This is a genomic window from Pseudomonas sp. BJP69 (assembly GCF_007633355.1).
In the GTDB taxonomy this organism is placed as follows: domain Bacteria; phylum Pseudomonadota; class Gammaproteobacteria; order Pseudomonadales; family Pseudomonadaceae; genus Aquipseudomonas; species Aquipseudomonas juntendi.
In genome coordinates, this window is the sequence record NZ_CP041933.1 from 405474 (window position 1) to 431323 (window position 25850).

The window sequence follows — 25850 nt, forward strand, 5'->3', positions numbered from 1 at the left end:
CGGCGCCAAGACCGCCCTGTGCTCGCCCCTTACCGTGCATTGGCTGGAGCCCCGATGAACCTGTTCAACCTGCGCCGCTCGGCCCCGACCGCCGCGGCCGAGCCCAAGCCTGTGCCGGTGCGTGTGCCACCTGCTGCCGAGTTGTCGCGTGACTGCCTGATGCCCGGGACCGAACGGCCTGCGCAGGTGTTCGTGCGCGGGCAGGGCTCCTGGTTGTGGGACGATGCCGGGCATGCCTACCTGGACTTCACCCAGGGCGGCGCAGTGAATAGCCTGGGCCATAGCCCCAGCGTGCTGGTCAAGGCGTTGGGCAGCCAGGCCCAGGCGCTGGTCAACCCAGGCGCGGGGTTTCATAGCCGTGGCCTGCTGGCGCTGGCCAACCGCCTGTGCCAGAGCACCGGTAGCGACCAGGCCTACCTGCTCAACAGCGGTGCCGAAGCCTGTGAAGGGGCGATCAAGCTGGCGCGCAAGTGGGGCCAACTGCACCGCAATGGCGCCTATCACATCATCACCGCCAGCCAGGCCTGCCATGGCCGCAGCCTGGGCGCGCTGTCGGCGTCCGACCCATTGCCCTGCAACCGCTGTGAACCGGGCCTGCCCGGGTTCAGCAAGGTGCCGTTCAATGACCTGGCGGCGCTGCACGCCGAAGTGGATTCGCGCACTGTGGCCATCATGCTGGAGCCGGTGCAGGGCGAGGCCGGGGTAATTCCGGCGAGCCGCGAGTACCTCAAGGGCGTGGAAACCCTCTGTCGTGAGCTGGGCATCCTGCTGATCCTCGATGAGGTACAGACCGGCATCGGGCGCTGTGGCGCATTGTTGGCCGAGGAGACCTATGGCGTGCGTGCCGACATCATCACCCTGGGTAAAGGCCTGGGCGGTGGTGTGCCACTGGCCGCGTTGCTGGCCCGCGGTACGGCGTGCTGCGCCGAACCGGGCGAGCTGGAGGGCAGCCACCACGGCAATGCGCTGATGTGCGCTGCGGGCCTGGCCGTGCTGGATACCGTACTGGAGCCCGGCTTCTTCGGCCAAGTGCAGGACCACGGCCGCCACCTGCGCGACGGCCTGAGCCGCCTGGCTGGGCGTTATGTGCAGGGCGAAGTACGCGGGCAAGGGCTACTGTGGGCGCTGCAGCTGAAGGAAAACCAGGCGCGCGAACTGGTGGCTGCCGCCCTGCACGAAGGCTTGCTGCTCAATGCCCCACAAGCGGATGTGGTGCGTTTCTCTCCGGCGCTGACCGTGAGCAAGGGCAATATCGACGAAATGCTGCTGCGCCTGGCACGCGCCTTTGCCCGCCTGCATGCGCAGCAGCATGCGCGCCGCGAAGTGTCGGCCTAAGTGTCGGGGTAAGTGGCACGTTAACCAATTCTACGAACCGTCTGGCGTTCCTGCGCATCGCCCCTGGCCTGTTCCATTCGGCCCGGGGCGTTTTTTTTGCCTGTGGAACCTCCAGGACCAGCGGCTAGTCTGTGTTGTAACCCCTTCAGGAGAGACTCGCATGGACTTTATCCGCATCATCATCGCCATTATCTTGCCGCCGCTCGGGGTGTTTCTGCAGGTTGGGTTTGGCGGGGCGTTCTGGCTGAACATTCTGCTGACCCTGCTGGGGTACATTCCAGGGATCGTGCATGCGGTGTACATCATCGCCAAGCGTTAGCCTGCCCAGGCTTCATTACCGGCAAGCCGGGTTCCCACAGGTTGGTGCAGCATTTAACGCCTTCGCTGTACCTGTGGGAGATTCTATGGTTCCTGGCATGGGTAGCCGGAGCATCTTCAGCGCCTGTGAGATCGAGCGCCGCCCGCGCGGCGCAATCGCGAGCTGCGCTCGCTCCTACGTTTGTTTCGGGCCAATTATTCCTGTGGGATTCGCGCGCGAACGCCTTGGTGCATGCCTCAATATCGCGCCGTACAAACAAGGCGGCCGCGCGCGCCTGTAACAGGCGTTACTGGCCCGAAACAAACGTAGGAGCGAGCGCAGCTCGCGATTGCGCCGCGCGGGCGGCGCTCGATCTAACAGGCGCTGCCATACCTTGTGGCAAACACCTGTCAGCCCTAAGGCGATCCCTGTGGGAGCTGGCTTGCCGGCGATTGGGCTGCAAAGCAGCCCCCAAGGGTCAGCCTTCCAACACCCGGCAATAGAACTTCCACTCTTCTTCCAGCGCATGCGCCAGGTTCTGCGCCTTGCGGAACCCATGCCGTTCGCCCGCGTAGAAGTGCCCTTGCGCCTCGATCCCGTTGGCCTGCAACGCCGCCAGCATCGACCGGGTTTGCTCTGGCACCACCACCGCATCCAGCTCGCCCTGGAAGAAGATTACCGGCACCCTGATCTGCCCTGCATGCAGCAGCGGCGTGCGTTGGCGGTAGCGCTCGGCATCCAGGGCGGGGTCGCCAATCAGCCAGTCCAGGTAATCACCCTCGAACTTGTGCGTGGCACGCCCTAGCGCTATCGGGTCGCTGACCCCGTACAGGCTGGCACCGGCACGGAACACGTCATGGAACGCCAAGGCGCAGAGCGTGGTATAGCCCCCCGCGCTGCCGCCGCGGATGAACGCCTTGCGTGGGTCGACCAGGCCCTGTGCTGCCAGGTGCCGGACCGCTGCACAGGCGTCGGCCACATCGCTCTCACCCCAGCGCAGGTGCAGTGCCTGGCGGTACGCCCGGCCATAGCCGGTGCTGCCCCGGTAGTTCAGGTCGGCCACGGCAAAGCCGCGTTGGGTCCAGTACTGGATGCGCGGGTCGAGCACCGGGTAGCAGGCCGATGTCGGGCCGCCGTGGATGAACACCACCAGCGGTGCGGCCCCCTGCGAACGGGCCGCTGGGTAGAAGAAACCATGCGCCTGGTCACCGTCACTGGCGTAGTGGAACGCCTGTGGCAGGCTGACGTCGTCGGCTGGCAGCACTTCGGCCCCACCGGCCAGCACGCGAACCTCGTGGTTGCTGCGGTCGATGGCAATCACCGCCGGCGGGCTGATGGGCGAGGCGGCGATGGCATAGAGGTGGTCGCTGTCTATGGCCAGGTTGCGAAAGCGGGTGTAGGCACTGGCGAAGCGCTCGGTGCGGCCATCGGCCCCGCGCACCCCCAGTTGGCCGAAGCCGTTTTCGAACCAGCTGGCCAGGTAGCTGTGTGGGCCCAATGGCAACCAGGTGCAGGTGCCCAGCTGCCAGGGGGCCGCCGCGTGGTCTGCCTGCTCGGCAGGCATCGCCTGCCACTGGCCATCGACTTCGCCCCAAGGTTGCCAGAACCCATTGCGGTCGGACAGGCAGTACAGCCGGCCTTCGCCATCGAAGCGCGGCTGCTGCAGCGATTCCTCGGCTGCCGCCACGCACTGGGCGGGCAACCAGTGGCCACTGGCATCGCGCATGCGGCACATCAACCGGGTCACGGTCCATGGCTGTGCCGGGCGGTCCCATTCGATCCACGCCAGGCGCTGGCCGTCGCCACTTACCGTTGGTGCAGCATAGAAGTCGGCGCCTTCGGCAAGCACTTCGCAGCCGCCGTCGCGCAGCGCGACCAGGCGATGTTCGACCTGGTCGGCGTGGCGTTCTTCAACCGCCAGTACCTGGCCGTCGTGCCATTGCACATCGCCATAGCGGCAGTTGGCATTCTGCGTCAGGGCCCGCGGTTCCAGGTCGTCCAGCGGTTGGGTATAGACCTGCTGGTCCTGCTCGTTGACGAACACCAACCCGTCGCCGCCCAGGCAGAAACTGCCACCGCCATACTCGTAGACCCGGCTGCGCACGCTGAAGCCATCCGGGGTCAGGCAGCGAGCCTGGCAGTACAACCAGTGCCAGATGCGGCAAGCCCCATCGGCTGGGCGAAATTCCAGCCAGAACAGCCCGTCGGCACTGACCTTGAGTTCGGCAAAGTCGGTGCCGGCGGCCACGGCCTGGGCCGCGCTGAATTCAGCCGCGGGCGATGACACGGGAGTTACGTTCATTGCGGAAGGTCATCTGTTCAATGGCGAGCTGGGCGCTTTCGGCCTCCTCGCGGGCCTTGAGAATGATGCCGTGGTCGGCCGACTTGGCGCACACCGGGTCGGCGTTGCGGGCGTCGCCGGTCAGCATGAAGGCCTGGCAGCGGCAGCCGCCGAAGTCCTTTTCCTTTTCGTCGCATGAGCGGCACGGTTCGCGCATCCACTCGTAGCCACGGAAGCGGTTGAAGCCGAACGACTCGTACCAGATGTGGTGCAGGTCGTGCTCACGCACATTAGGGAACTGCACCGGCAGCTGGCGGGCGCCATGGCAGGGCAGTGCGGTACCGTCAGGTGTGATGGTGAGGAACAGGTTGCCCCAGCCATTCATGCAGGCCTTGGGGCGCTCTTCGTAGTAGTCCGGGGTGACGAAGATCAGCTTGCACGGGTTGCCTTCGGCCTTGAGTTTTGCGCGGTACTCGTTGGTGATGCGCTCGGCACGCTCCAATTGCGCGCGCGTTGGCAGCAGGCCAAGGCGGTTGAGGTGCGCCCAGCCATAGAACTGGCAGGTGGCAAGCTCGACGAAGTCGGCTTCCAGCGCGATGCACAGCTCGATGATGCGGTCGATCTTGTCGATGTTGTGCCGGTGGGTGACGAAGTTGAGCACCATCGGGTAGCCGTGGGCCTTCACTGCGCGGGCCATTTCCAGCTTTTGCGCAAAGGCCTTCTTCGAGCCGGCCAGCAGGTTGTTGACCTGCTCGTCGCTGGCCTGGAAGCTGATCTGGATATGGTCCAGGCCGGCCTCCTTGAATTCGGCGATGCGCGCCTCGTTCAGGCCAATGCCGGAGGTGATCAGGTTGGTGTAGTAACCCAGCCGACGGGCCTCGCCAATCAGCTCGGCCAGGTCCTGGCGCACCAGCGGCTCACCACCGGAAAAGCCGATTTGCGCGGCGCCCATCTGGCGTGCCTCGGCCATGACCTTGAACCACTGTTCGGTGTTCAGCTCCTGGCCCTGGGCGGCAAAGTCCAGCGGGTTGGAGCAGTACGGGCACTGCAGCGGGCAACGGTAGGTCAGCTCGGCCAGCAGCCACAGCGGCAAGCCCACAGCGGGCGTGGGCGGCAACTCAGGCGAGGACGATCCAGTGTTCGGCACGGGCTACCTCCATGAACTGCTCGATGTCCTCGGCTACCTGGGGCACGCCGGGAAATTGCTGTTCGAGTTCGTTGATGATCGCTGCTACGTCGCGCTGGCCATCGATCAGCCCACCGATCAGGCTGGCGCTGTCATTGAGCTTGATCATGCCTTCAGGGTAGAGCAGCACATGGCCTTTCTGCGCCGGTTCGTACTGGAAGCGGTAGCCGGGGCGCCAGTTCGGCACTTGGTTACGGTCGAAACTCATAGGGTGATCCCCTTGTGCCATACCCGGTCCTGGGTGACGGAGTGATAGGGCGGGCGGTTCAGCTCGTAGGCCATGCTCATGGCGTCGAGCATGCTCCAGAGGATATCCAGCTTGAACTGCAGTATTTCCAGCATACGCTCCTGGCCTGCGCGGGTGGTGTAATGCTGCAGGGTAATGGCCAGGCCGTGCTCCACGTCACGCCGGGCCTGGCCCAGGCGGGTACGGAAGTACTCGTAGCCGGCCGGGTCGATCCACGGGTAGTGTTGCGGCCAGCTGTCCAGGCGCGACTGGTGGATTTGCGGGGCGAACAGTTCGGTCAGCGAGCTGCTGGCCGCTTCCTGCCAGCTGGCGCGGCGGGCGAAGTTGACGTAGGCGTCTACGGCAAAGCGCACGCCGGGCAGTACCAGCTCTTGCGAGCGCAACTGGTCGGGGTCCAGCCCCACCGCCTGGCCCAGGCGCAGCCAGGCCTCGATACCGCCGTCTTCGCCTGGGGCACCGTCGTGGTCGAGCAGGCGCTGTATCCACTCGCGGCGTACTTCGCGGTCGGGGCAGTTGGCCAGGATCGCGGCATCCTTCATGGGGATGTTGACCTGATAGTAGAAGCGGTTCGCGACCCAGCCCTGGATCTGCTCGCGGCTGGCCCGGCCCTGGTACATCGCCACATGATAGGGGTGATGGATATGGTAAAAGGCGCCCTTGGCGCGCAGGGCCTGCTCGAACTCGGCAGGGGACATCGGCAGTGCATCGCTCATTCGGCTGGCTCCTGTAAAACGCTTGACTGGCCTGGCAACTCACCCCTGTGGGAGCGGGCATGCCCGCGAACACCGGCCAAGCCGGTGCCATGAACTGTATTGGCTGCTTCGCGGGCATGCCCGCTCCCACAGGGTTTCAGTGTCGTCTGGCCGTCTGTATTTACAACTCGATACTCATGCCGTCGAAGGCCACTTCCACGCCCCGGCGCAGTACTTCGGCGCGTTCGGGCGATGCTTCATCAAGTATCGGGTTGGTGTTGTTGATGTGGATAAGCACTTTGCGCTGGCGCGGGAAGCCATCGAGCACTTCCAGCATGCCGCCGGGGCCGTTCTGCGCCAGGTGGCCCATCTCGCGCCCGGTGCGGGTACCAACGCCACGGCGCTGCATTTCATCGTCTTCCCACAAGGTGCCGTCGACCAGCAGGCAGTCGGCGCCGTGCATCATCGCCAGCAGCTTGTCATCGACCTGGCCCAGGCCAGGAGCGTAGAACAGCTTGCCGCCGGTACGGGTATCTTCGACCAGCAAGCCAAGGTTGTCGCCTGGGTGGGGGTCGAAGCGGTGCGGCGAGTAGGGCGGTGCGGCGCTGCGCAGCGGGAAGGGCGTGAAGCGCAGGTTGGGGCAGGCGTCGATCACAAAGCTGCCTTCGAGCTCGATGCGGTTCCACTGCAGCCCACCGTTCCAGTGGCTGAGCATGTTGAACAGCGGGAAGCCAGTGGTCAGGTCCTGGTGGACCATGTCGGTGCACCACACCTGGTGCGGGCAGCCTTCGCGCAGGCTGAGCAGCCCGGTGGTGTGGTCGATCTGGCTGTCCAGCAGCACGATGGCGTTGATGCCGGTATCGCGCAGGGCCCGGGCTGGCTGCATGGGCGCAAAGGCTTGCAGCTGCGCGCGGATGTCGGGCGAGGCATTGCACAGTACCCAGTGCACGCCGTCGTCGGACAGGGCGATGGACGACTGGGTGCGCGCCGTTGCGCGCAGGGTGCCGTCACGGTAACCCTTGCAGTTGACGCAATTGCAGTTCCACTGCGGGAACCCGCCACCGGCGGCGGAGCCGAGAACCTGGATATACATGGCCACTCTCTATGCTGTGCGAAATCCGTATCTTGAAAACGAAAACGCCCCGGCAGGCCGAGGCGTGGAACCGTAAGCCGGGCTTAGCGGTTAGCGAAGTACATGGTGACTTCGAAGCCGATACGCAGATCAGTGTAAGCAGGTTTGGTCCACATGGAGTTACTCCTTCCGGATGGGTTTTGGTTTGCTCAGCTACTACTTGGGTACCGCCATGCGCAGGAGGTTCCCAGAACTGGGATTGCGCTATCTTACAAGAAAAATTTGTACCGAAAGGTTAATTATTCGAAAAGTGCCATTGCACTTTGCGTAACAATCATGGGCTTTCGCCGTGCCAGGAAGTGTCTGGCGCGGCAGCGTTGGCCAGGCAAAGCCAGACAGCCCCCGTATCGAGCAGGTTGCTGAGCAACTGGTCCAGATCCGTCTGCCGCGTGTTCAGGATAGACCTGCGCAGGCCATCGAGCTGGCCTGGTTGTGTAGCCAGGTGTGTCTGCCATGCCCACTCGGTGACCTCCGCGTTGGCCATGGCCGGCTCGGCAAATTGCTCGGCCAAGGCCTGGCGAACCCCGGCGTCAAGGGTAACGCCCTGGCGCAGCAGGGCCGTCAGGTGGTCAAGGACCTGAACCTGACCGGTGTGCGGAGACTGCACACCGAACAACAGGCCACCCACGCCCTCGATCTGGCGAAAGGCACTGAATACCGCGTAGCCCAGCTGCAGTTCTACCCGCAGCCTTTGGTACACCGGGCCTTGCAGTAATTGGGCGAGCAGGCGGCCGCGGGCTTCGTCTGCCGCAGGCAGTGGGCAAAACAGCAACAGGGCATGTTCACTGCCTGGGGCGCTAACGTGGTACCAGCGCTTGCTGGCCCAGCTGGGTGCCGGCGTAGGCCGCGCACCTTGGCCGGGGCACTGCTGCAAGGCAACACCCAGTGCGCCCAGCGCCCTGGCGTCGAAACCCGTGGCCAAGCCTTGCCACTGCGATTGCTGCCATAGGCTTGCGAGGTGCTGCTGCCCCAGCGAGCAATCCGGCGTTGTTTCAGGCAGGCCACCGGCTACCGCATCCGGCAGTTGCTGCAGCAACAGGCGGATGGGTATCAATGCCGGGAGCTGCGCGGGGCTGGCTTGCCAGCAGTTGGCAGGCGGTTCGCGCAGCAACCCCAAGGCCTGGTGTGTTGTGCGCAGCACCGCTGCTGGCAGCCCGGCGCAGCGCAACTGCCAGTAAGCACCGGCACTGGTGAATTGCAGTTGCACCGAGGCGCGTTCACAGCGTTCCTGCAACGGCGCCAGGGCCTGTTCGAGCACCCGTTTCAGCGGCTGGGGCAAGGGCGAAGGCACCTGCCAGCGCAGGTACAGCGCCGCGTACTGGCGCGAGGCCGGGAGCTGGCCACTGATGGTCAGCGCCGCCGGCAGCGGCTGCGGGTTGGCATTGGGCAGTTCGGCACTGAGCAACGGGTCGGCTGGCGGCAATTGCCAATGGCCGCGCTCGGCGCAGGGCAAATCATCAAGCAGCGCATCCAGCGCGTGCAGGCCTTGGGCATCCAGTTGGGCGAACGGCCGGCCTGCGCTGTCCCGGCGGGCCAGCTCCAGTGCGCTTGCGCTGTGCGCGCGGCTGCGCTGCAACGCACCGAACTGCTGGTTCAGCGAACGGCGGTCGGCTTGGCGCATGAAACTGAACCAGCCGTGCAGCAGGTCGCGGGCTTCGTCCGGGCAGGCGTTGGCACTGAGCTTGAGGTCGAGGTGCCACAGCAACTGACCGGCGAATGCATATAGTGTTTCAGCTTTGAAACTGTGCAGCCAGCCACGCTCACGCAGGGTGCCCAGCCAGGTCCCGGGGCGGCTGTCTTCAAGGCCGGTGGTCAGCAGTTCCAGCGCCTGCTGGGCGCCGTTTGGGAGTTGCTGGTGCGTGAACACCAGCGGGTCGGCCGTTGCCGACAGGCAGGGTGGCTGCGCCTGAGCCACAGGCTGCCCCACAGCGAAAAGCCCGGCATGTTGGCGGCCGATTCGCTCCAGCTCATCCAGCGGTTGTGGGCCGCACAGGCTCAAGGTGATCTGCCCGCCCTGGTAGAAGCGCCGGTGAAAACCGCCGAGCGCTTGCTGGAAGCGCGGATCCTGCAGGGCCAGGGTGTAACGGTTGCCGGCATGGAATGCGCCCAGCGGATGGCCAGGCGCGGCCGCTTGCAGCAAGGCGAACTGCTGCTGGGCCTGCGGGTTGCGGGCCCAGGCGATGAACTCGGCGTGAATCACCTCGCGTTCGCGGCGCTGGCGCTCGCTGCCCAGGTCGGGTTCGGCAAGCATCTGGCACAGGCGCTCAAGGCCGCCGGTCAAAGCACTGGGTGGCACTTCGAAGAAAAAGTCGGTAGTACGTTCGCGGGTGCTGGCGTTGACTTGGCCGCCGAGGGTTTGCACGTAGCGCATCAAGCCATCGTTCAGCGCAAAGCGGGAGGTACCGAGGAAGAACAGGTGTTCGAGAAAGTGCGCCAGGCCGGGCCATTTGGCGGGAGCATCGTGGCTGCCCGCGTGCACCCGCAGTGCGGCCGCCGAGCGCTTCAGGCGCGGGGCGTGGCGCAGGGTCAGCTGCAGGCCGTTGGCGAGGGTCAGGTGGCGGGTGGCGTCAGGCATGGGGGGCTCCGGTTGCTCGGTTTCCATGCTAACCCATTTGTTCCCAGGCCCGGCCCCTTCGCGGGCGAGCCCGCTCCCACAGGTACTGCACAGGGCTTTAGGTTCACGCGGTCGATGTGAAAGCGGCCCCCGTCAGCCTTGACGCAAGTGCAGCTCCTGGCGCAGATCGCTCAGGTAGGGGAAGGCCGCGCGCCCCTGCACCACCCGCTCATGCTCAAGTTCGGCCAGCAACAGGCATTCATCGTGCCCGGCCATCGCCAGCAGGCTGCCGTCCGGGCCGATGATGCTGCTTTGCCCGCAATACTGGATCTGCCCTTCTGCCCCGCAGTAGTTGGCATACACCAGATAACACTGGTTCTCCTGCGCCCGCGCCCGCACGGTCACCTGGCAGGTGAAATCGTAGGGCGCCATGTTCGCCGTTGGCACCAGAATCAGCTCGGCGCCGTCCAGTGCCAGGCGCCGGGCGTTCTCCGGGAACTCGATGTCGTAGCAGATCAGCAGGCCGACCTTCCAGCCCTCCAGCTGTACCACCGGGAAGTGATCGGGGCCGGGGCTGAACATCGAACGGTCCAGTTCGCCGAACAAGTGGGTCTTGCGGTAGTTGCCCAGGCTGCGCCCATGGGCGTCGATCAACTGCACGCTGTTGTAGATCGCCCCGTCCTCGCCGCGCTCCGGGTAGCCATAGACAATGGCGATGCGGTGCGCCTGGGCGATTTCCACCACCGCCATGGCCGCCGGACCATCGGCCGCCTCGGCCAGGTGCTCCACCTGAGCCAGGCCGATGTTGTAGCCGCTGAGGAACATTTCCGGGCACACCAGCAACTGCGCGCCACGTTCAACTGCCAGCTGCGCCTGCTGGCGCAGCCGTTGCAGGTTGCCGGGTACATCCAGCGGCTGGGGATGGCCCTGGAACAGAGCAATGCGCATGTTGCCTCCTGCGTGTCAGTCGGCCAGGGCGATCGGGCCGATTTCGTCGAACACGTCGCCAGGGCCTGGGTTGTCGGGGTGGGTACGGCCACCAAAGTGGTTCATGATACCCCACACCGCATTCAGTGAAGTCTGCACCGCGCCCTCGACCCAGGCAGGTGTCCACGACACGTCGTCCCCGGCGATGAACATGCCGCGCTGTTCGGCGGGCATGTCCTCCTGCATGAAGTGCGCGTACATGCGCTGGTTGTAGCGGTAGTGGCCCGGCAATGCACCCTTGAAGGCGCCGAGGAAGTACGGGTCGGCTTCCCAGGACACGGTGATCGGGTCGCCGATGATGTGCCCGGCAATGTCGGTTTTCGGGTAGATCTTCTTCAGCGCATCCAGGGCCAGTTGCACGCGCTTTTCCACCGGGTGCGGCAGCATCTTCAGCGCATCGCTCATCCACGCGTAGGACAGGCAGATGACCCCCGGTTTGTGGTCACCGTTATCGAACAGGTAAGTGCCGCGGGTGAGGCGGTCGGTGAGGGTCATGCTCATCAGGTCGCGGCCGGTTTGCGGGTCTTTGTCCTTCCAGAACGGCCGGTCGACCATGACGAAGGTCTTCGAGGACTGCATGTAGCGGGTCCGGTCCAGGGCCATCCACATTTTTTGCGAGAACAGCGATTCCTCGCAGTCGATCTGCGTGGTCAGCAGCCAGGTCTGGCAGGTGGTGAGCACGGCACTGTAGTGGCGGGTGTCACCCCAGTTGTCGGTAACCGCCAGGCGCCCGTCGGCTGCGCGGGCGATACGTTTTACACCGGTACGCGGCGCGCCGCCGTGCAGTGCGCTAAGGCTGGTGCCCTGTGGCCAGTGCACGCAGCGCTCCGGTACATGGCGCCAGATACCTTGCGGCACCTGTTCAACGCCGCCGACTACCAGGTGCTGATGGTCGTCGCAGTTGGTCATGACCACGCGGAAAATTTCCAGCATCGAGTTGGGGAAGTCCGAGTCCCACCCGCCCGTGCCGAAGCCGACCTGGCCGAACACCTCGCGGTGCTGGAAGCTCAGCTTGGCGAACGAGCGCGAGGTGGCGACGAAGTCATAGAAGGTGCGGTCGTCCCACAGCGGTACCAGCTTGTTCCACAGCGCCTTCAGGCGGGTGACATCACGGTCGCGGATGGCTTGCTGAATGTCGGCGAACTGGGCACCGCTTTCCAGCGCATCGGCCCAGGCGTCGGCCACTTCATGGAACAGTTGCGGCAGGTCGGCGGCCTTCTCGGCGTAGTAGGTCTGGCCCTCCAGGTCGATCACCGTACTGCCCGACGCCGGGGTCAGCGGGTTGGGGAAAGGCTTGGTTTCCAGGCCTAGCTTGTCCACATAGTGGTAGAAGGCAGTGGACGACACCGGGAAGCGCATGCCGCCGAGTTCGGCCACGATCCCGTCGGTGCCGTTGAAGGCTTGCGAGCGCAGCCGGCCGCCAAGCTTGGAGGCCTCGTAGACCACCGGCTTGAGGCCCAGCTTCATCAGTTCGTACGCCGCCACCAGGCCGGCGATGCCCGCACCTACGATGGCCACCTCTTCACCGTGGCGTTCAGCCGGGATACTGCCAAGGCCTGCCGGGTGTTCAAGCCAGTCGTCGAAAGCGAAGGGAAAGTCCGGGCCAAAGATGGTGATCGGCTTCTTGCCGTCGGCGGGGTGGCGGTTTTTCTTGTTCATGAAGTGACCTTGCCAGAGGGGCTGCGCGGGGAGCAGAGCCTGAGTATAGGAGATGCCTGGTGGTCATTTTAGGGACAGCGGGGTTCGTAATTAAGATGCAGAGTGTTGTCTTAATGTCGTTTTCTGAGTCGAAATCTATTTCAAAAAATACATTATGACGAAGACTTGCCCGTTGTAGGAGCGGCCTTGTGTCGCGAAAGGGCCGCAAAGCGGCCCCAGCAACATCTGCTGTATGCACAAATCCTGGGGGCGCTTCGCACCCCTTTCGCGACACAAGGCCGCTCCTACAACGGGCTGTGTAGCATTTGCGATCTGAGTGATCAGATACGTCCTACACCCATGCCTTGAGATAAAGAATTACCCTACACCCGCTATAGCCTCTGTCTGGCATCGCGGGAATCGTTTCATCGTTAACTTCACCCGATCGCCGAAATTCGGTGATCGGGCGTGAGAACCCGCTGATCTTTCTGGAGGCGCACTGCTATGGCAGCTGTGCGCGGGCAGGCTTTGCCTGGCCGGGTACACGCCTCCAAGTTCGCCGGTTCTCACCTCGTGCATGGCTGCCACCCAATTCCCGTGAGAAGGATGCGAATGGCCGCTAATCACCCCTGTGATGTGGAGGCTATACCATGACCGATCGCTTACCCGACCAGCGCGAAAAACTCAAACCCACCGCCGAAAAGCCCTTCTGCAACTGCGAAGCCAGCCACCCGCCGCTCTTCGCCATCCGCCCCGGCATCGACGCCGCCGACGCCTTGGTCCACGCCTGCCTGCTAGCCCGTGGCCTCAACCAGATTGCCTCTGACTACGCGCAACACCACGCCCCCGAGCGCAGCCGTGACATTGTCTGGTCGATGCAGCATTCTGCCGAAAGCCTGTCGGCCATCCTTGATGGCCTGCTCGACGGTCAGGAAGCCTGACCGCCAGCCCGCTCACAGCGGCTGACCGCGGTCCACCTTGCTGCTGAGGATGATCGACGTGGTGGTTTTTTCCACCCCGTCGACACTGCCGATCTGGTCAAGCAACTGGTCCAGTTGCTCGGGTGAGTCCGTGCGCAGCCAAGCCACGTAGTCGAATTCGCCACTTACCGCGCACAACTGCTGCACTTGCCCCATGGCACTCAAACGCCGCACCACGTCCTTGCCGGAGCGCGGTTGCACCTTGATCCCCACATACGCTTGCAGCCCGCCACCGATCACACTTTGCCCAAGGCGCACACCGTAACCGGCAATGACCTTGGTCTTCTCCAGCCGCTCCAGGCGCGAGTTGACCGTGGTACGGGCGATACCCAGCTGGCGAGCGAGGTTGGCCACGCTTTCACGGGCGTTGATCTGCAGCAGGGCGATCAGCTGGCGATCGATTTCATCCAGGGTGATAAGGCGGGCATCCGACATGGCGAGTCTCTACGGTTGGCCCGCTAGCCTAGCCAGCCAATGCCGATCAGGGCAAGGCCAGCCGCTAGCGACGCGGCCCCTGTAGGAGCGGCCTTGTGTCGCGAAAGGGCCGCAAAGCGGCCCCGGCACTGGCGGGCACCGCAAGGTTCGCTGGGCTGCAAACGGCAAAGGTAAGCGTCGTGGTGTACGGGTAATTGCTTTCTATCGCTCAAGTGGATCGCAACCATTATCCTATGGCGCGACGACGCACCAGGGGCTGACTGGGTCGGCTCACGTGCTCAGCGTGCTATCTGGTAACGGGTGCTGCGCCCGCTACCGGGCAGCCGCTCGATGCAGCCTTTTTCCAGCAGGTCGCTCAGATGGCGGGTCGCGGTGGCTTTGGATACCTTGGCCACGGCTTGGTACTGGGCTGCGCTGATACCGTTTTCAAAACCCCGTTCGCCGCCATCAAGCAGGCGGTTAAGCACTTTGACCTGCTCCGCCGATAGGGTTTGGCTGCGGTGCGCCTGCCAGAAGCGCGCCTTGACCAGCACTCGGTCGATACGAGCAAGAGCCTGCTCCAGGCTATTGAGCAACGTCGTGAGAAACCATTGCAGCCAAGCAGTGATGTCCAGTGTGCTTTTCTGGCTGGCTTCAAGCATGCGGTAATAGCCTGCTCGGTCATCAAGGATGCTTGCGGACAGGGCATAGAAGCGGATGGCTTGATGTTCGCCCTGGGCCAAGGCCAGATCGGTGATGGCGCGGGTTAGGCGACCATTGCCGTCATCGAAGGGGTGCAGGGTAACGAACCAGAAATGGGCGATGCCAGCGCGCAGAAAGGGGTCAAGGCTGGCATCGCTTCGGCTGCTTTCGAACCAGGCGAGAAAGCCCGCCAATTGCTCTTCCAGGCCCGCGCGGGGAGGGGCCTCGAAATGTACCGTAGGGCGGTCTATGCGACCGGAAACGACCTGCATCGGCTCTTCGCCGCGCAGTGTGCCGATGTGTAGCGGTCGAGCCAGCAGTTGGTCATCGGTGGGGAATAGCCAACGGTGCCAGGTGAAAAGTCGCTGCTCGTCTAGCGCTTGTTGATACAGGCAGGTGGCATCGAGCAGCAGTTCCGCCAGGCCTTCGGAACGTGAGGTGGTGCGACCCTCTTCGCTCAGCCCCAAGCGCCGCGCCAGTGATGAACGCACCGAACCGACATTCAGTTGCTCACCCTCGATGGCTGAAGAAGTGACGATGTTTTGAAGCATGGCATCCAGGCTGCTCTGCACTTCGGTGTCACTGCCCACCGCACCGAGCATTCCGAGCAAACGCCCCTGAGCGTGATTGCAAGCGCGCAGCAGCTGGGCAAGCGTTTCGCCTCGCCAGCTAAAGTGCGGCCAGTTGGGCTGCTGCCAGATCCAGCGCGGGTCATTCATGGGAGCGTTCATCTGTGAGCCGATTAGCGAGCCTATTCGGCTCATTCAGTGAGCCGATAATGCCCAGCCCGTTTTGGGGCTTCGGCTTGCCAAGTGCCGGAAGGGGTTTTGACCATTGTTGCCATATGAAAAGGACTCCAAAGGCAGACTGGCTTACCAGTACTGTACCGATTTTGTACCTTTTGGCCATGGAGCCAATAGCGAGACCACTACCTTAGAAAGCATAAAGCCGCGCAGTGCGCGGCTTTTCAGTAGCTGGTGGGCCCACACGGACTCGAACCGTGGACCAAAGGATTATGAGTCCTCTGCTCTAACCGACTGAGCTATAGGCCCTCAGTAAGTGGCCGGATTATAACGAGGGTTTCGCAGCTGTGCCATCTGAAAGATCCGATAGTGCTATGCGAAGGAACGAAGCAGCGAATTCCTCTGGCGGCAGTGGCAGGCTGACGATGTAGCCCTGGATCTGCTCACAGCCTTCCGCTGCCAGAAAACGCTGCTGCGCCTGGTTTTCCACCCCTTCGGCAATGATGGTCAATTGCATGCTGCGGCCCAGCGCGATGATCGCCCGGGCGATGGCTGCATCGTGGGGGTCGTCAGGCAGGCCGCGGATGAACGACTTGTCGATCTTGAGGATATCCAGCGGCAGGCGCTTGAGGTAACTCAGCGATGAATAGCCCGTGCCGAAGTCGTCAATGGCCAACTGCACGCCCAGTTTCTTCAGCTGGTGGAGCACGACCAAGGCTTCTTCGGCCTGGCTCATGATGAAGTTCTCGGTAATTTCCAACTGCAGGTCGCCCGCCTTCAGGCCGTAGGTCTTGAGTAATTGCTCGATGCGCTTGGCCAGGCCGTGATGGCGCAATTGGGCGCCAGCCAGGTTGATCGAAAGCGGCCCGAACGCTTCATAGTCCCGCTTCCAGCGATGCATCTGCCGGCAGGCCTGCTCCAGTACCCAGTCACCCAACTGCAGGATGGTGCCGTTCTCTTCGGCCAGGTGGATGAAGTGCTCAGGCGGCACCTCACCGAAGGTCGGGTGGCTCCAGCGGATCAGCGCTTCGGCACCGACCAGGCTCTGGGTCTTGAGGCTGAGCTTGGGCTGGAAGCACAGGCTCATTTCATTGCGCTCCACGGCGCGGCGCAGTTCATGCTCCAGGGCAATGCGTTCGCTGGCCTGGGCGGTGAGGTCGCGGGTGTAGGCTTCGACGCGGTTGCGGCCCTTGGCCTTGGAGCGGTACATGGCGGCATCGGCGTTGCGGATCAGCGTGGCGACGTCGCTGCCGTCTTGTGGGTACAGGCTGATGCCAATGCTGGCGCTGGTGAAGAACTCGTGTTCGCCAGCCTGGAACGGTGCGTTGAAGCAAGCCAGCAGCTTGTTGGCGATGGAGCTGGCGTCGCTGGGCTTGTGCAGGCCGGGCAGCAGGATGATGAACTCGTCGCCGCCCAGGCGGGCCACGGTGTCGACGTCGCGTACCTGCTCTTTCAGGCGCTGGGCGATGCCTTTGAGCAGCAGGTCGCCGACCGGGTGGCCGAGGCTGTCGTTGATGTGCTTGAAGCGGTCAAGGTCAAGGAACAGCACCGCACCCTGGCGGTTGGACACCTGCGCACAGGCCAGTGCAGCCTGCAGGCGGTTCTCGAACAAGGCGCGGTTGGGCAGGCCGGTCAGTGGGTCGTGGTGGGCCTGGTAGTCGAGTTTGGCCTGGGCATGCTTGAGGCTGGAAATATCAGCGAACACTGCGACGAAATGGGTGATTTCGCGCTCGGTGTTGCGCACCGCGCTGATGGTCAGCCAGCTGGGGTACAGCTCCCCGCTCTTGCGTTTGTTGAAGATCTCGCCTTGCCAGTGGCCTTCAGCGGTCAACTGGTGCCACATGGCGGCGTAGAAGGCACTGTCGTGCTGGCCGGAGGCGAGCAGGCGCGGGGTTTGGCCGAGGGCTTCGATTTCGCTGTAGCCGGTAATTTCGCTGAACGCACGGTTGACCGCACTGATGCGCTGGTCGATGTCGGTAATCAGTACGCCCTCGGCAGTGTTCTCGAATACCGTGGCGGCCAGTTGCAGTTTTTCCTGCATGAGGTGGCGTTCGGTAATGTCGCGGGCAATGGTCAGCATGCAGTCGATCCCGGCAATCGGCAGTGGCCTTGCCGAGAGTTCGCACAAGCGGATCTGCCCGTCGCTGCGGCGAATGTGGCAAGTGAAATCACGCACGAAGCCGTCGCGGTTCAACTGGTCGACCAGGCGTTTGCGCTCGTTGAGGTCCACCCAGATGCCAAGGTCCAGCGACGTCTGGTCGATGGTCGGGTTCAGATCGTAGCCGGTCAGGCGGCAGAAGCCTTCGTTCACCTCCAGCAGCAAGCCGTCACTCTGGCGTGACAGCAGCAGCCCGTCGGGTGAGGCATGGAAGGCTTTGGCGAATTTTTCTTCAGAGGTTTGCAGTTGCTGCTGGGTTTCCTTGAGCTGGCTGATGTCGCGTACCGCCACTACCAACGCGGGGGTGCCGTCGAGCTCGAAGGTTTCCGCCGAGGTCAGGCCGGTAAACAATTGGCCATTGCTGCGGCGGAAGGTCATTTCCAGGTTGCGGATACCGCCTTGGTGCAGGCGCTCCAGCACCCGTGGTCCGCTGCCTTCTACGCCCCACAGGTTGAGCTCGGTAGCGGTGCGGCCGATCACCTGGTCCGGCGCCAGGCCGATCTGTTCCTCGAACGCCTCGTTCACCTCCAGCAGGCAGCCATCGCTGTGGCGTGCGATAAGCAGGATGTCGGGGCATTGCTGGAACACCGAGGCGAATTTTTGCTCGGACAACCGCAGGGCGTCCTCGGTGCGCTTGGTTTCGCTGATGTCGATCATCAGGCCGCGCATCACGGGGTGGTGGCCATGTTCGATCATGCTGACGATGTTGCGTACCCAAAGCGCTTGGCCGTCGGCGCGGATGACTCGGTAGTCGAGGCTGTGGTCGCGCCCAGCGGCGGTTTCGCTGTCGCAGTATGCCTGGGCCCACAGGGCATCTTCCGGGTGGAGTATGCTGCGCCAGAAGCCCGGTTTCAGCCAGTCGGTCAGCGGGTAGCCGAGCAGGCCCTCGGCGTGGGGTGACACATAGCTGTACGTATAGTCGTTCGCGTCGGCTTCCCAGGCAATGGCTGACAGGCTTTCGACCAGCCCACGGTAGTGGTATTCGCTGCTGCGCAGCTCCTGCTCCAGGGCAATGCGGCGGGAAATTTCCGAGCTGAGCCGGCGGTTGATGCGGATGACAATGGCCAGTACGCCCATCAGGAACAGCACGGTTGGCAGGCCGTACACCAGCAAGTCGGACCAGAACATCCGCTGGTCGACGACATTGCCCACCCAGCGCTGCTGGATCTCGCTGATTTCGCCGCTGCTCATGTCGGCCATCACTTTGTCGAGAATGCCGACCAGGACTGGATTGTTGCGCGGCACGGCCATGGCCAGTTGATAGCGATAGGGTGTTTCACCGCTGACATACAGGCCATCGAGCTTCAGCTGGCGCAGGCTCCAGATACTCGATGCCAAGTCCCCGACCACAGCATCCACCTGGTCGGTGGCCAGGGCCTGCAGCGCCGAGCTGACGTTAGGCAGTGCCACCAGGTTGAGGTCTGGGTGGTGGGTGCGCAGCAACTCATGTGGCGCATAATTTTCGACCACGGCAATTTTCAGCCCATACAGGTCTTTCAGGTCGCGCGGTTGAGCGCCGCCCTTGTGGGCGAGGATCACGATGGGAAAGTCCAGGTATGGCCGGGTGAAGGACAGGTAGGCCTGGCGTTCTGGCGTCGACATGATGCCGGGCAGTAAGTCGATTCGGTTTTCGCGTGCCTGTGCCAATACCTCGGTCCAGTTACTGGGCTCGACCGGTTTCAGTGTCACGCCCAGGCGTTGCTGGATCTTGGCGATGTAATCGGCGGCCAATCCCTGGTAGCGGCCCTCCTGGTCGCGAAACTCGAACGGCGGCCAGGAGGCATCTACGCCCAGGCTCAGCTGCGGGTGGGCAGCCAGCCAGGCTTGCTCCTCGTCTGTCAGGGTAAGGGCGCCGGCCGTTGTGCTCCAGACAATCAGGATCAGCAACAGGATGGCCGGCTTCAGGGGCATGACGGCCTCGCTTTCAGGTGGTCTGAAGTCGAGTGTAGACGGGCATTGCTGCTGGTGTGCGGAAGAACAAGAGGCCTTTTGTCAGATACAACAGTGCCTTGAGAAAAACCCCGGCCTGGGCTTAATGCGAGTCAGTTAAGAAATTTGGGGTCGCTTTGCGACCCTTCGCGGGCACGCCCGCTCCCACAGCGGATCGCGCATTACTTGAGTGGGAGCGGGCGTGCCCGCGAAGGGCTGCAAAGCAGCCCCAGTAACGCTTAACTAACAGGCATTAGGCCTGGGCCGGGGTTTGTTCGTCACTCGTCGAGGAAGGAGCGCAGGTGCTCGCTGCGCGTCGGGTGGCGCAATTTGCGCAACGCCTTGGCTTCGATCTGACGGATCCGCTCACGGGTCACGTCAAACTGCTTGCCTACCTCTTCAAGGGTATGGTCGGTGTTCATGTCGATACCGAAACGCATGCGCAGCACCTTGGCTTCGCGTGCGGTCAGGCCCGAGAGCACGTCACGGGTGGCTTCTTTCAGGCTCTCGACCGTGGCTACATCGATCGGGGACTGCATGGTCGAGTCCTCGATGAAGTCGCCCAGGTGCGAGTCTTCGTCGTCACCGATCGGGGTTTCCATGGAAATCGGCTCTTTGGCGATTTTCAACACCTTGCGGATCTTGTCCTCAGGCATTTCCATGCGCTCACCCAGCTCTTCCGGGGTCGGTTCGCGGCCCATTTCCTGCAGCATCTGCCGGGAAATACGGTTGAGCTTGTTGATCGTCTCGATCATGTGCACCGGAATACGAATGGTGCGAGCCTGGTCAGCGATCGAACGGGTGATTGCCTGGCGAATCCACCAGGTGGCGTAGGTCGAGAACTTGTAACCACGACGGTATTCGAACTTGTCTACCGCCTTCATCAAGCCGATGTTGCCTTCCTGGATCAGGTCGAGGAACTGCAGGCCACGGTTGGTGTACTTCTTGGCGATGGAGATAACCAGACGCAGGTTTGCCTCGACCATTTCTTTCTTGGCACGGCGGGCCTTGGCTTCACCGATCGACATGCGACGGTTGATTTCCTTGATCTCGGCAACGGTCAGGCCGGTTTCGGTCTCAAGGTCGATCAGCTTTTGCTGGCAAGCGACGATGGCGGCGTCCTTTTCACCCAGGGCAGCAGCCCATTTGGTGTTGCGCTTGGCCAGGTCACCGCTCCAGGTCTGGTCGGTTTCGTTGCTTGGGAACATGCGCAGGAAGTCGGCACGCGGCATGCGGGCGTCACGCACGCACAGCTGCATGATGGCGCGTTCTTGCTGGCGCAGACGGCTCAAGGCGTCACGCACGCGCTCGACCAGTACCTCGAACTGCTTCGGTACCAGTTTGATCGGCATGAACAGGTCAGCCAGGGCCTGCAGGGCCTCGATGCTTTCCTTGTGGTTGCGACCGTGTTTCTTCAGAACCTTGTTGGTGACCTGAAGCTGGTCGTTGACCGCACCGAAACGCTGTGCGGCGACAACGGGGTCGGGACCGCTTTCGGTCTCTTCTTCGTCGTCACTGCCTTCGCTTTCTTCGTCTTCCTCGTCCGACTCTTCCTTGGCCGCTGGGGCCTTGGCGCCGATGACCGGCACCTCGTCGGTGGGCGCTGCGATATTGTCGTCAGGGTCGATGTAACCGCTGAGAACATCGGACAGGCGGCCACCTTCGGCGGTGACACGGTCATATTCGCCGAGAATGTAATCGACAGTGCCCGGGAAGTGGGCGATGGCGCCCATGACTTCACGAATGCCTTCCTCGATACGCTTGGCGATTTCGATCTCGCCTTCGCGGGTCAGCAGCTCGACCGTACCCATTTCGCGCATGTACATGCGCACCGGGTCGGTCGTGCGGCCGATATCGGTTTCAACTGCCGCCAACGCAGCAGCGGCTTCTTCGGCCGCGGCTTCGTCGGTGTCGGCTTCCGCCAACAGAAGGGCATCCGCATCCGGAGCACTCTCGAATACGTTGATCCCCATGTCGTTGATCATGCGGATGATGTCTTCCACCTGTTCCGGATCTGAAATATCCTCAGGCAGGTGGTCGTTGACCTCCGCGTAAGTCAGGTAGCCCTGCTCACGACCGCGGGTGATCAACTCTTTGATACGAGACTGCTGTTGCGCTTTTCCGGACATAACACCCTATCCACTGAAGGTCTTGGCGGGCAAAAAACAAGCCGAGGATTATACCCGAGCATGGGCCTCACGCGCCAGATGAGGTCGGCGTTTGTGCGGGAACATTCCGGCTCAGCAAGGCGAGGAGCTGGGTTTTTTCCTCGCTGGTCAATTCGCTTTGACGTGATTTCCTGAGCAGTTGTTCCAGGCTGCGCTCGCGTTGGCGGGCGGACAAGCTAGTAATGGTGTCGAAAAACTGTTGTTCAAGGTTGTCGGCCACGATCAGCCATTCCTTTTCTGCCAAGGCCCGCAGCAGGCGGCCCTGTTCGGTGCCATGCCAGCGTGCAATCAGCTGCATTGAGCTTAGCCCAGGATTTTTCTGTGCGGCTTCGATCAATGCCACCAGCAGCTGGCTGTACAGGTGCTCTTCGTCGGCGAAGTGGCTGGCATCTTCCACCTTGCCCGCCAGCAGCGGGTGGTGCAGCAAGGTGCGCAGGGCCGCCAGGGTAGGGGGTTCGACCGGCGCCGGCACCCGTGGCGGCGCTTCATCGCGCTGCCAGTTTTTCCCGCCCTTGCGGTTCTTGTCCCATGGTTTGTCGCCCCACGGCTTCTTGCCGCCGCCCTTGTTGGGCTTCCAGGCCTGCTCCTGCTGGAACGGCGCCGGCTCGAACTGCGGCATGTCACCATAGTCGGGGGTGTAGCTGGCCATGGCGTCGTAATCGTAGCCAGGGTCGTAGTCCGGCATGCTGCTGGGCGCGGGTGCCTGCTGGGCCAGTTGCTCGACCTGTTGAGGGTCGAGGCCGGTGATTTCTCTCAGGCGGTTGCGCATCAGCTGGCGCAGGTTGGCGCCGGGAATCTTTTCGATCAACGGTGCGGCCAGGGTCGCCATGTGGGCCTTGCCTTCCAGCGAGCGCGGGTCGGCTTCGACGCCCAGTTGCTCGAAGAAGTAGTCGGCCAGCGGCTGGGCGTGCTGGTTGATGCGGGCCATGAAGGCGTCGGTGCCTTCGGCGCGTACCAGGCTGTCTGGGTCTTCGCCTTCAGGCAGGAACAGGAAGCGCGCCCGACGGCCGTCCTGCAGGTTGGGCAGCGCCGATTCCAGCGCGCGCCATGCCGCTTTGCGCCCGGCCTGGTCGCCGTCGAAGCAGAACAGCACGCTGGGCACCACGCGGAACAGGCGCTTGAGGTGTTCTTCGCTGGTGGCCGTGCCAAGGGTGGCCACGGCATTGCGCAAGCCTTGCTGGGCGAGGGCGATGACATCCATGTAGCCCTCGACAACGATGATTTCGTCGAGGTTGCGGTTGTGCTTGCGCGCCTCGTACAACCCGTACAGTTCCTGGCCCTTATGGAATACCGGAGTTTCCGGGGAGTTCAGGTACTTGGGTTTGTCGTCGCCGAGCACCCGGCCACCAAAGGCGATGATGCGCCCGCGGCTGTCACGGATGGGGAACATTACCCGGTCGCGGAAGCGATCGTAGCGCTTGCCGCTTTCGGCGTTCTCGATCAGCAGGCCGGCATCGATCATCACCTTCTGCTGCAGGGCATCGGCGCCCAGGTGCTTGAGCAGGTTGTCCCAGCCGGGCGGGGCGAAGCCCAGGCAGAAATCGCGGGCAATTTCCCCGGACAGGCCACGGCCTTTGAGGTAGTCCACCGCCGCCTTGCGGGTCGGGTGGCTGCGCAACGCCTGGCGGTAGAACTCGGAGGCTGCATCCAGCAGCGGGTATAGTGGCGAATCGGTGGGCTGGCGTGGCTTGTTGTCACGGCGCCCTTGTTCGCGGGGCACTTCCATGCCGGCGGCGCGGGCCAGCTCCTCGACGGCCTGGGGGAAATCCAGGTTGTCGTGGTCCATGACAAAGCCCAGGGCGTTGCCACCGGCGCCGCAGCCGAAGCAGTAGTAGAACTGCTTGTCGGGGCTGACCGTAAAGGAAGGGGTTTTTTCCTTGTGGAACGGGCAGCAGGCGGAGTAGTTCTTGCCGGTTTTTTTCAGCTGGACGCGCGAACTCACCACATCGACGATGTCGAGGCGGTTGATCAGGTCGTCAATAAAGCTCTGGGGAATCAGCCCGGCCATGGCAGTCTCGTCATCTGGCAACTGGCAAGTCTAATCGCTCGCGCGCCGAATGGGGCGGGTGCCGCTTGATATGGTGCGAGGAAATGTGTGCTCGCCGCCGGCCACTAGGGGCCCGTCAGTCTGACGTGCACGTCTGGTCATGGAGCAGCGAAGACCAGCTCTGACGTTTCAGGCAGGTTGCCCGTATGCAGTTCGCGTGAAGCTTGTGCGGGGCCTTGGGCTGGCTGCCCAAGTGTAAAACGACCACTGCCATCGCCCGGCGTTAGCCGGGCAGGGCAGAAGCTTTGCGTTGAACGCCTGTATTAGTACAGGCGAACGGCGCGGCGCTGTTCGCGCTGAACTTTCTTGGCGTGACGCTTAACAGCAGCAGCTGCTTTGCGCTTACGCTCTGCGGTCGGCTTCTCGTAAAACTCGCGGCTACGAACTTCAGCCAGTACACCGGCTTTTTCGCAGGAGCGCTTGAAACGACGCAGAGCTACGTCGAAGGGTTCGTTCTCTTTAACTTTGACGGCTGGCATCCAGGGCTACCTTAATTCATTACCGGGGTAGACGTGCTCCTGGCAAAACAAAGGTGTGCTGGAGAACGTCGGTTTTCAAGGGTTGCGGATGTTAACCCTTAGCAAGCCGGAATGCAAAGCCTCTGATCGAAAACCGCTGGTCGGCACTCGGCACGGGGACTATCATGCGCGGCTTCGAATTCAGCCCCCACAAGGGACGAGCCCATGCTAGTACTGGGATTGGAAACATCCTGCGACGAAACTGGCGTCGCATTATACGACAGCGAACGCGGTTTGTTGGCCGACGCGCTGTTCAGCCAGATCGACCTGCACCGCGTGTTTGGCGGTGTGGTGCCCGAGCTTGCCTCGCGTGACCACGTCAAGCGCATGCTGCCCCTCATCCGCCAGGTGCTGGACGAGGCGGGCTGTGTCGCCACCGAAATCGACGCCATCGCCTATACCGCCGGCCCCGGCCTGGTCGGGGCCTTGCTGGTGGGGGCGTCGTGCGCCCAGGCCCTGGCATTTGCCTGGGACATTCCGGCAATTGGCGTACACCACATGGAAGGCCACCTGCTGGCGCCCATGCTGGAAGAAAACCCGCCCGAGTTTCCGTTCGTCGCTTTGTTGGTGTCCGGCGGCCATACCCAGCTGGTTCGTGTGGATGGCATCGGCCGATACGAGCTGCTAGGCGAGAGCCTGGACGATGCCGCTGGCGAAGCTTTCGACAAGACCGCCAAGCTGATTGGCCTGAATTACCCGGGTGGCCCGGAAATCGCGCGCCTGGCCGAGCAGGGCGTGCCGGGGCGCTTTGTGTTCCCCAGGCCGATGACCGATCGCCCTGGCCTGGAATTCAGCTTCAGTGGCCTGAAGACGTTCGCCCTGAACACCTGGCAGCAGTGCAAGAATGCTGGCGACGACGGCGAGCAAACCCGTTGCGACGTGTCGCTGGCATTCCAGCAGGCCGTGGTAGAGACTTTGACCATCAAGTGCAAGCGGGCCCTCAAGCAGACGGGCCTCAAGCGCCTGGTCATCGCCGGTGGCGTAAGTGCCAACAAGGCCTTGCGCGCCTCGCTGGAAGAGATGCTGGCCGGCATGAAGGGCAACGTGTATTACGCGCGGCCGCAGTTCTGCACCGACAACGGCGCGATGATCGCCTATGCCGGCTGCCAGCGGCTGCTGGCCGGGCAGCAGCAGGGCCTGGGGATCAGCGTGCAGGCACGCTGGCCGATGGAGCAATTGCCACCGCTGTAACGGTGGGCGGCAAGGTTCAGAAGTGGCGTTCGCGCCCGGCAAACAGATCGCGCAGGTTGCTGCGGTGGCTCCAGACGATCAAGGCGGTGAGCACGGTGATCGGCAGCAGGGCTTCCGGCTCGCGCCAGGCCAGCAATGGCAAGGTCAGCGGGGTGGCGATCAGCGCGGCCAGCGAGCTGGTACGGGTGAGGTAGAAAATCAGCAGCCAGGCGCCAACCGCCAGCAGCGCGGCGGGGAAATACAGGCCCATGAGCATGCCGGCCGCCGTCGCCACGCCCTTGCCACCCTGGAAGCGGAAGTACACTGGAAACAGGTGGCCCAGCACTGCATACACGCCTACCCAGGCCTGTTCTTGCAGGTCCAGTCCGGCGAGGCGGGCGAGCAATACTGGCAGCAGGCCCTTGCACAGGTCGCCAAGCAGGGTCAGGATCGCCATTTTACGGCCTGCCAGGCGTAGCATATTGGTAGCGCCGGCATTGCCTGAGCCACTGGAACGCGGGTCCGGGCTGCCTGAGAGGCGGCTGAGAACAATGGCGAAGGACAGCGAGCCGAGCAGGTAGGCGAGCAACGCCAGTAACCAAAACATGCTAACTATTCCGGGCGAGGACGCCCTGATTCTAACGGCGCCAGTCGCCCTTGTCGTGCTGTGG

20 protein-coding genes and 1 tRNA gene are annotated in these 25850 nt (G+C 63.1%); 4 read left to right on the forward strand and 17 right to left on the reverse strand.

From position 1 onward, the window contains the following. The first annotated feature begins 54 nt into the window (after window positions 1-54). The gene (locus FPB55_RS01855; protein WP_144187442.1) at window positions 55-1335 is read left to right on the forward strand and encodes an aminotransferase class III-fold pyridoxal phosphate-dependent enzyme; all 1281 of its coding nucleotides are present in this window, start codon (window positions 55-57) and stop codon (window positions 1333-1335) included. 160 nt (window positions 1336-1495) lie between these two features. Beyond that, the gene (locus FPB55_RS01860) at window positions 1496-1654 is read left to right on the forward strand and encodes a YqaE/Pmp3 family membrane protein (RefSeq protein WP_009681539.1); all 159 of its coding nucleotides are present in this window, start codon (window positions 1496-1498) and stop codon (window positions 1652-1654) included. Between the two features lie 457 nt (window positions 1655-2111). On the opposite strand, the gene FPB55_RS01865 is transcribed toward FPB55_RS01860, so the two are convergent. From FPB55_RS01865 to FPB55_RS01910, 9 genes are all read right to left on the reverse strand, one after another. Then, complete coding sequence (locus tag FPB55_RS01865; RefSeq protein ID WP_115293292.1) at window positions 2112-3935, reverse strand: S9 family peptidase; 1824 nt, start codon at window positions 3933-3935, stop codon at window positions 2112-2114. Then, a complete protein-coding gene (gene pqqE / locus FPB55_RS01870; protein ID WP_029888064.1) occupies window positions 3901-5061 on the reverse strand; it encodes a pyrroloquinoline quinone biosynthesis protein PqqE in 1161 nt (386 codons plus the stop codon). The genes FPB55_RS01865 and pqqE overlap by 35 nt, the downstream gene beginning before the upstream one ends. Further along, entirely contained in the window at window positions 5033-5308 is a 276-nt protein-coding gene (pqqD, locus tag FPB55_RS01875; protein WP_009682813.1) for a pyrroloquinoline quinone biosynthesis peptide chaperone PqqD, read from the reverse strand. The genes pqqE and pqqD overlap by 29 nt, the downstream gene beginning before the upstream one ends. Then, the gene (gene pqqC / locus FPB55_RS01880) at window positions 5305-6060 is read right to left on the reverse strand and encodes a pyrroloquinoline-quinone synthase PqqC (RefSeq protein ID WP_009682812.1); all 756 of its coding nucleotides are present in this window, start codon (window positions 6058-6060) and stop codon (window positions 5305-5307) included. The genes pqqD and pqqC overlap by 4 nt, the downstream gene beginning before the upstream one ends. Before the next feature lie 160 nt (window positions 6061-6220). Continuing rightward, a complete protein-coding gene (pqqB, locus tag FPB55_RS01890) occupies window positions 6221-7132 on the reverse strand; it encodes a pyrroloquinoline quinone biosynthesis protein PqqB (RefSeq protein WP_009682811.1) in 912 nt (303 codons plus the stop codon). Between the two features lie 83 nt (window positions 7133-7215). Next, window positions 7216-7287, reverse strand: a complete 72-nt coding sequence (pqqA, locus tag FPB55_RS01895; protein ID WP_003243383.1) for a pyrroloquinoline quinone precursor peptide PqqA — start codon at window positions 7285-7287, stop codon at window positions 7216-7218. 158 nt (window positions 7288-7445) lie between these two features. Next, window positions 7446-9746 (reverse strand): pyrroloquinoline quinone biosynthesis protein PqqF, encoded by a 2301-nt coding sequence (pqqF, locus tag FPB55_RS01900; protein WP_144187444.1) that lies wholly within the window; start codon window positions 9744-9746, stop codon window positions 7446-7448. Between the two features lie 132 nt (window positions 9747-9878). Continuing rightward, window positions 9879-10673 (reverse strand): carbon-nitrogen hydrolase family protein, encoded by a 795-nt coding sequence (locus tag FPB55_RS01905; RefSeq protein WP_115293295.1) that lies wholly within the window; start codon window positions 10671-10673, stop codon window positions 9879-9881. Window positions 10674-10688: 15 nt separating this feature from the next. Then, a complete protein-coding gene (locus FPB55_RS01910; RefSeq protein ID WP_144187446.1) occupies window positions 10689-12371 on the reverse strand; it encodes an NAD(P)/FAD-dependent oxidoreductase in 1683 nt (560 codons plus the stop codon). Window positions 12372-13000: 629 nt separating this feature from the next. On the opposite strand from FPB55_RS01910, the gene FPB55_RS01915 reads away from it, so the two are divergent. Next, window positions 13001-13291: a hypothetical protein gene (locus FPB55_RS01915; protein ID WP_029887891.1), complete on the forward strand. Its 291-nt coding sequence runs from the start codon at window positions 13001-13003 to the stop codon at window positions 13289-13291. Between the two features lie 12 nt (window positions 13292-13303). Here the strand turns inward: FPB55_RS01915 and FPB55_RS01920 are convergent, their stop codons facing one another. The 7 genes from FPB55_RS01920 to rpsU all read right to left on the reverse strand — a co-directional run bounded on the left by FPB55_RS01920 (window position 13304) and on the right by rpsU (window position 23970). After that, entirely contained in the window at window positions 13304-13765 is a 462-nt protein-coding gene (locus FPB55_RS01920; RefSeq protein ID WP_029887892.1) for an Lrp/AsnC family transcriptional regulator, read from the reverse strand. Between the two features lie 278 nt (window positions 13766-14043). Next, on the reverse strand, window positions 14044-15165 hold the full coding sequence (locus FPB55_RS01930; RefSeq protein WP_009682805.1) for a Fic family protein: 1122 nt from the start codon (window positions 15163-15165) through the stop codon (window positions 14044-14046). A 256-nt stretch (window positions 15166-15421) separates the two neighbouring features. Continuing rightward, window positions 15422-15498 (reverse strand) — tRNA-Ile (locus tag FPB55_RS01935). A gap of 16 nt (window positions 15499-15514) precedes the next feature. Continuing rightward, window positions 15515-19258, reverse strand: coding sequence for a bifunctional diguanylate cyclase/phosphodiesterase (locus FPB55_RS01940; protein WP_029887894.1), 3744 nt, complete (start codon window positions 19256-19258; stop codon window positions 15515-15517). A gap of 296 nt (window positions 19259-19554) precedes the next feature. Then, window positions 19555-21405, reverse strand: a complete 1851-nt coding sequence (gene rpoD, locus FPB55_RS01945) for an RNA polymerase sigma factor RpoD (RefSeq protein ID WP_009682803.1) — start codon at window positions 21403-21405, stop codon at window positions 19555-19557. A gap of 67 nt (window positions 21406-21472) precedes the next feature. Continuing rightward, window positions 21473-23452, reverse strand: a complete 1980-nt coding sequence (gene dnaG / locus FPB55_RS01950) for a DNA primase (RefSeq protein WP_115293297.1) — start codon at window positions 23450-23452, stop codon at window positions 21473-21475. A gap of 302 nt (window positions 23453-23754) precedes the next feature. Further along, entirely contained in the window at window positions 23755-23970 is a 216-nt protein-coding gene (gene rpsU, locus FPB55_RS01955; protein ID WP_003255575.1) for a 30S ribosomal protein S21, read from the reverse strand. Between the two features lie 204 nt (window positions 23971-24174). Here rpsU and tsaD point away from each other — a divergent pair, with 204 nt between their 5' ends. Then, window positions 24175-25200: a tRNA (adenosine(37)-N6)-threonylcarbamoyltransferase complex transferase subunit TsaD gene (gene tsaD / locus FPB55_RS01960; protein ID WP_054904252.1), complete on the forward strand. Its 1026-nt coding sequence runs from the start codon at window positions 24175-24177 to the stop codon at window positions 25198-25200. 16 nt (window positions 25201-25216) lie between these two features. Here the strand turns inward: tsaD and plsY are convergent, their stop codons facing one another. Next, the gene (gene plsY, locus FPB55_RS01965; protein WP_009682800.1) at window positions 25217-25786 is read right to left on the reverse strand and encodes a glycerol-3-phosphate 1-O-acyltransferase PlsY; all 570 of its coding nucleotides are present in this window, start codon (window positions 25784-25786) and stop codon (window positions 25217-25219) included. Between the last annotated feature and the right edge of the window lie 64 nt (window positions 25787-25850).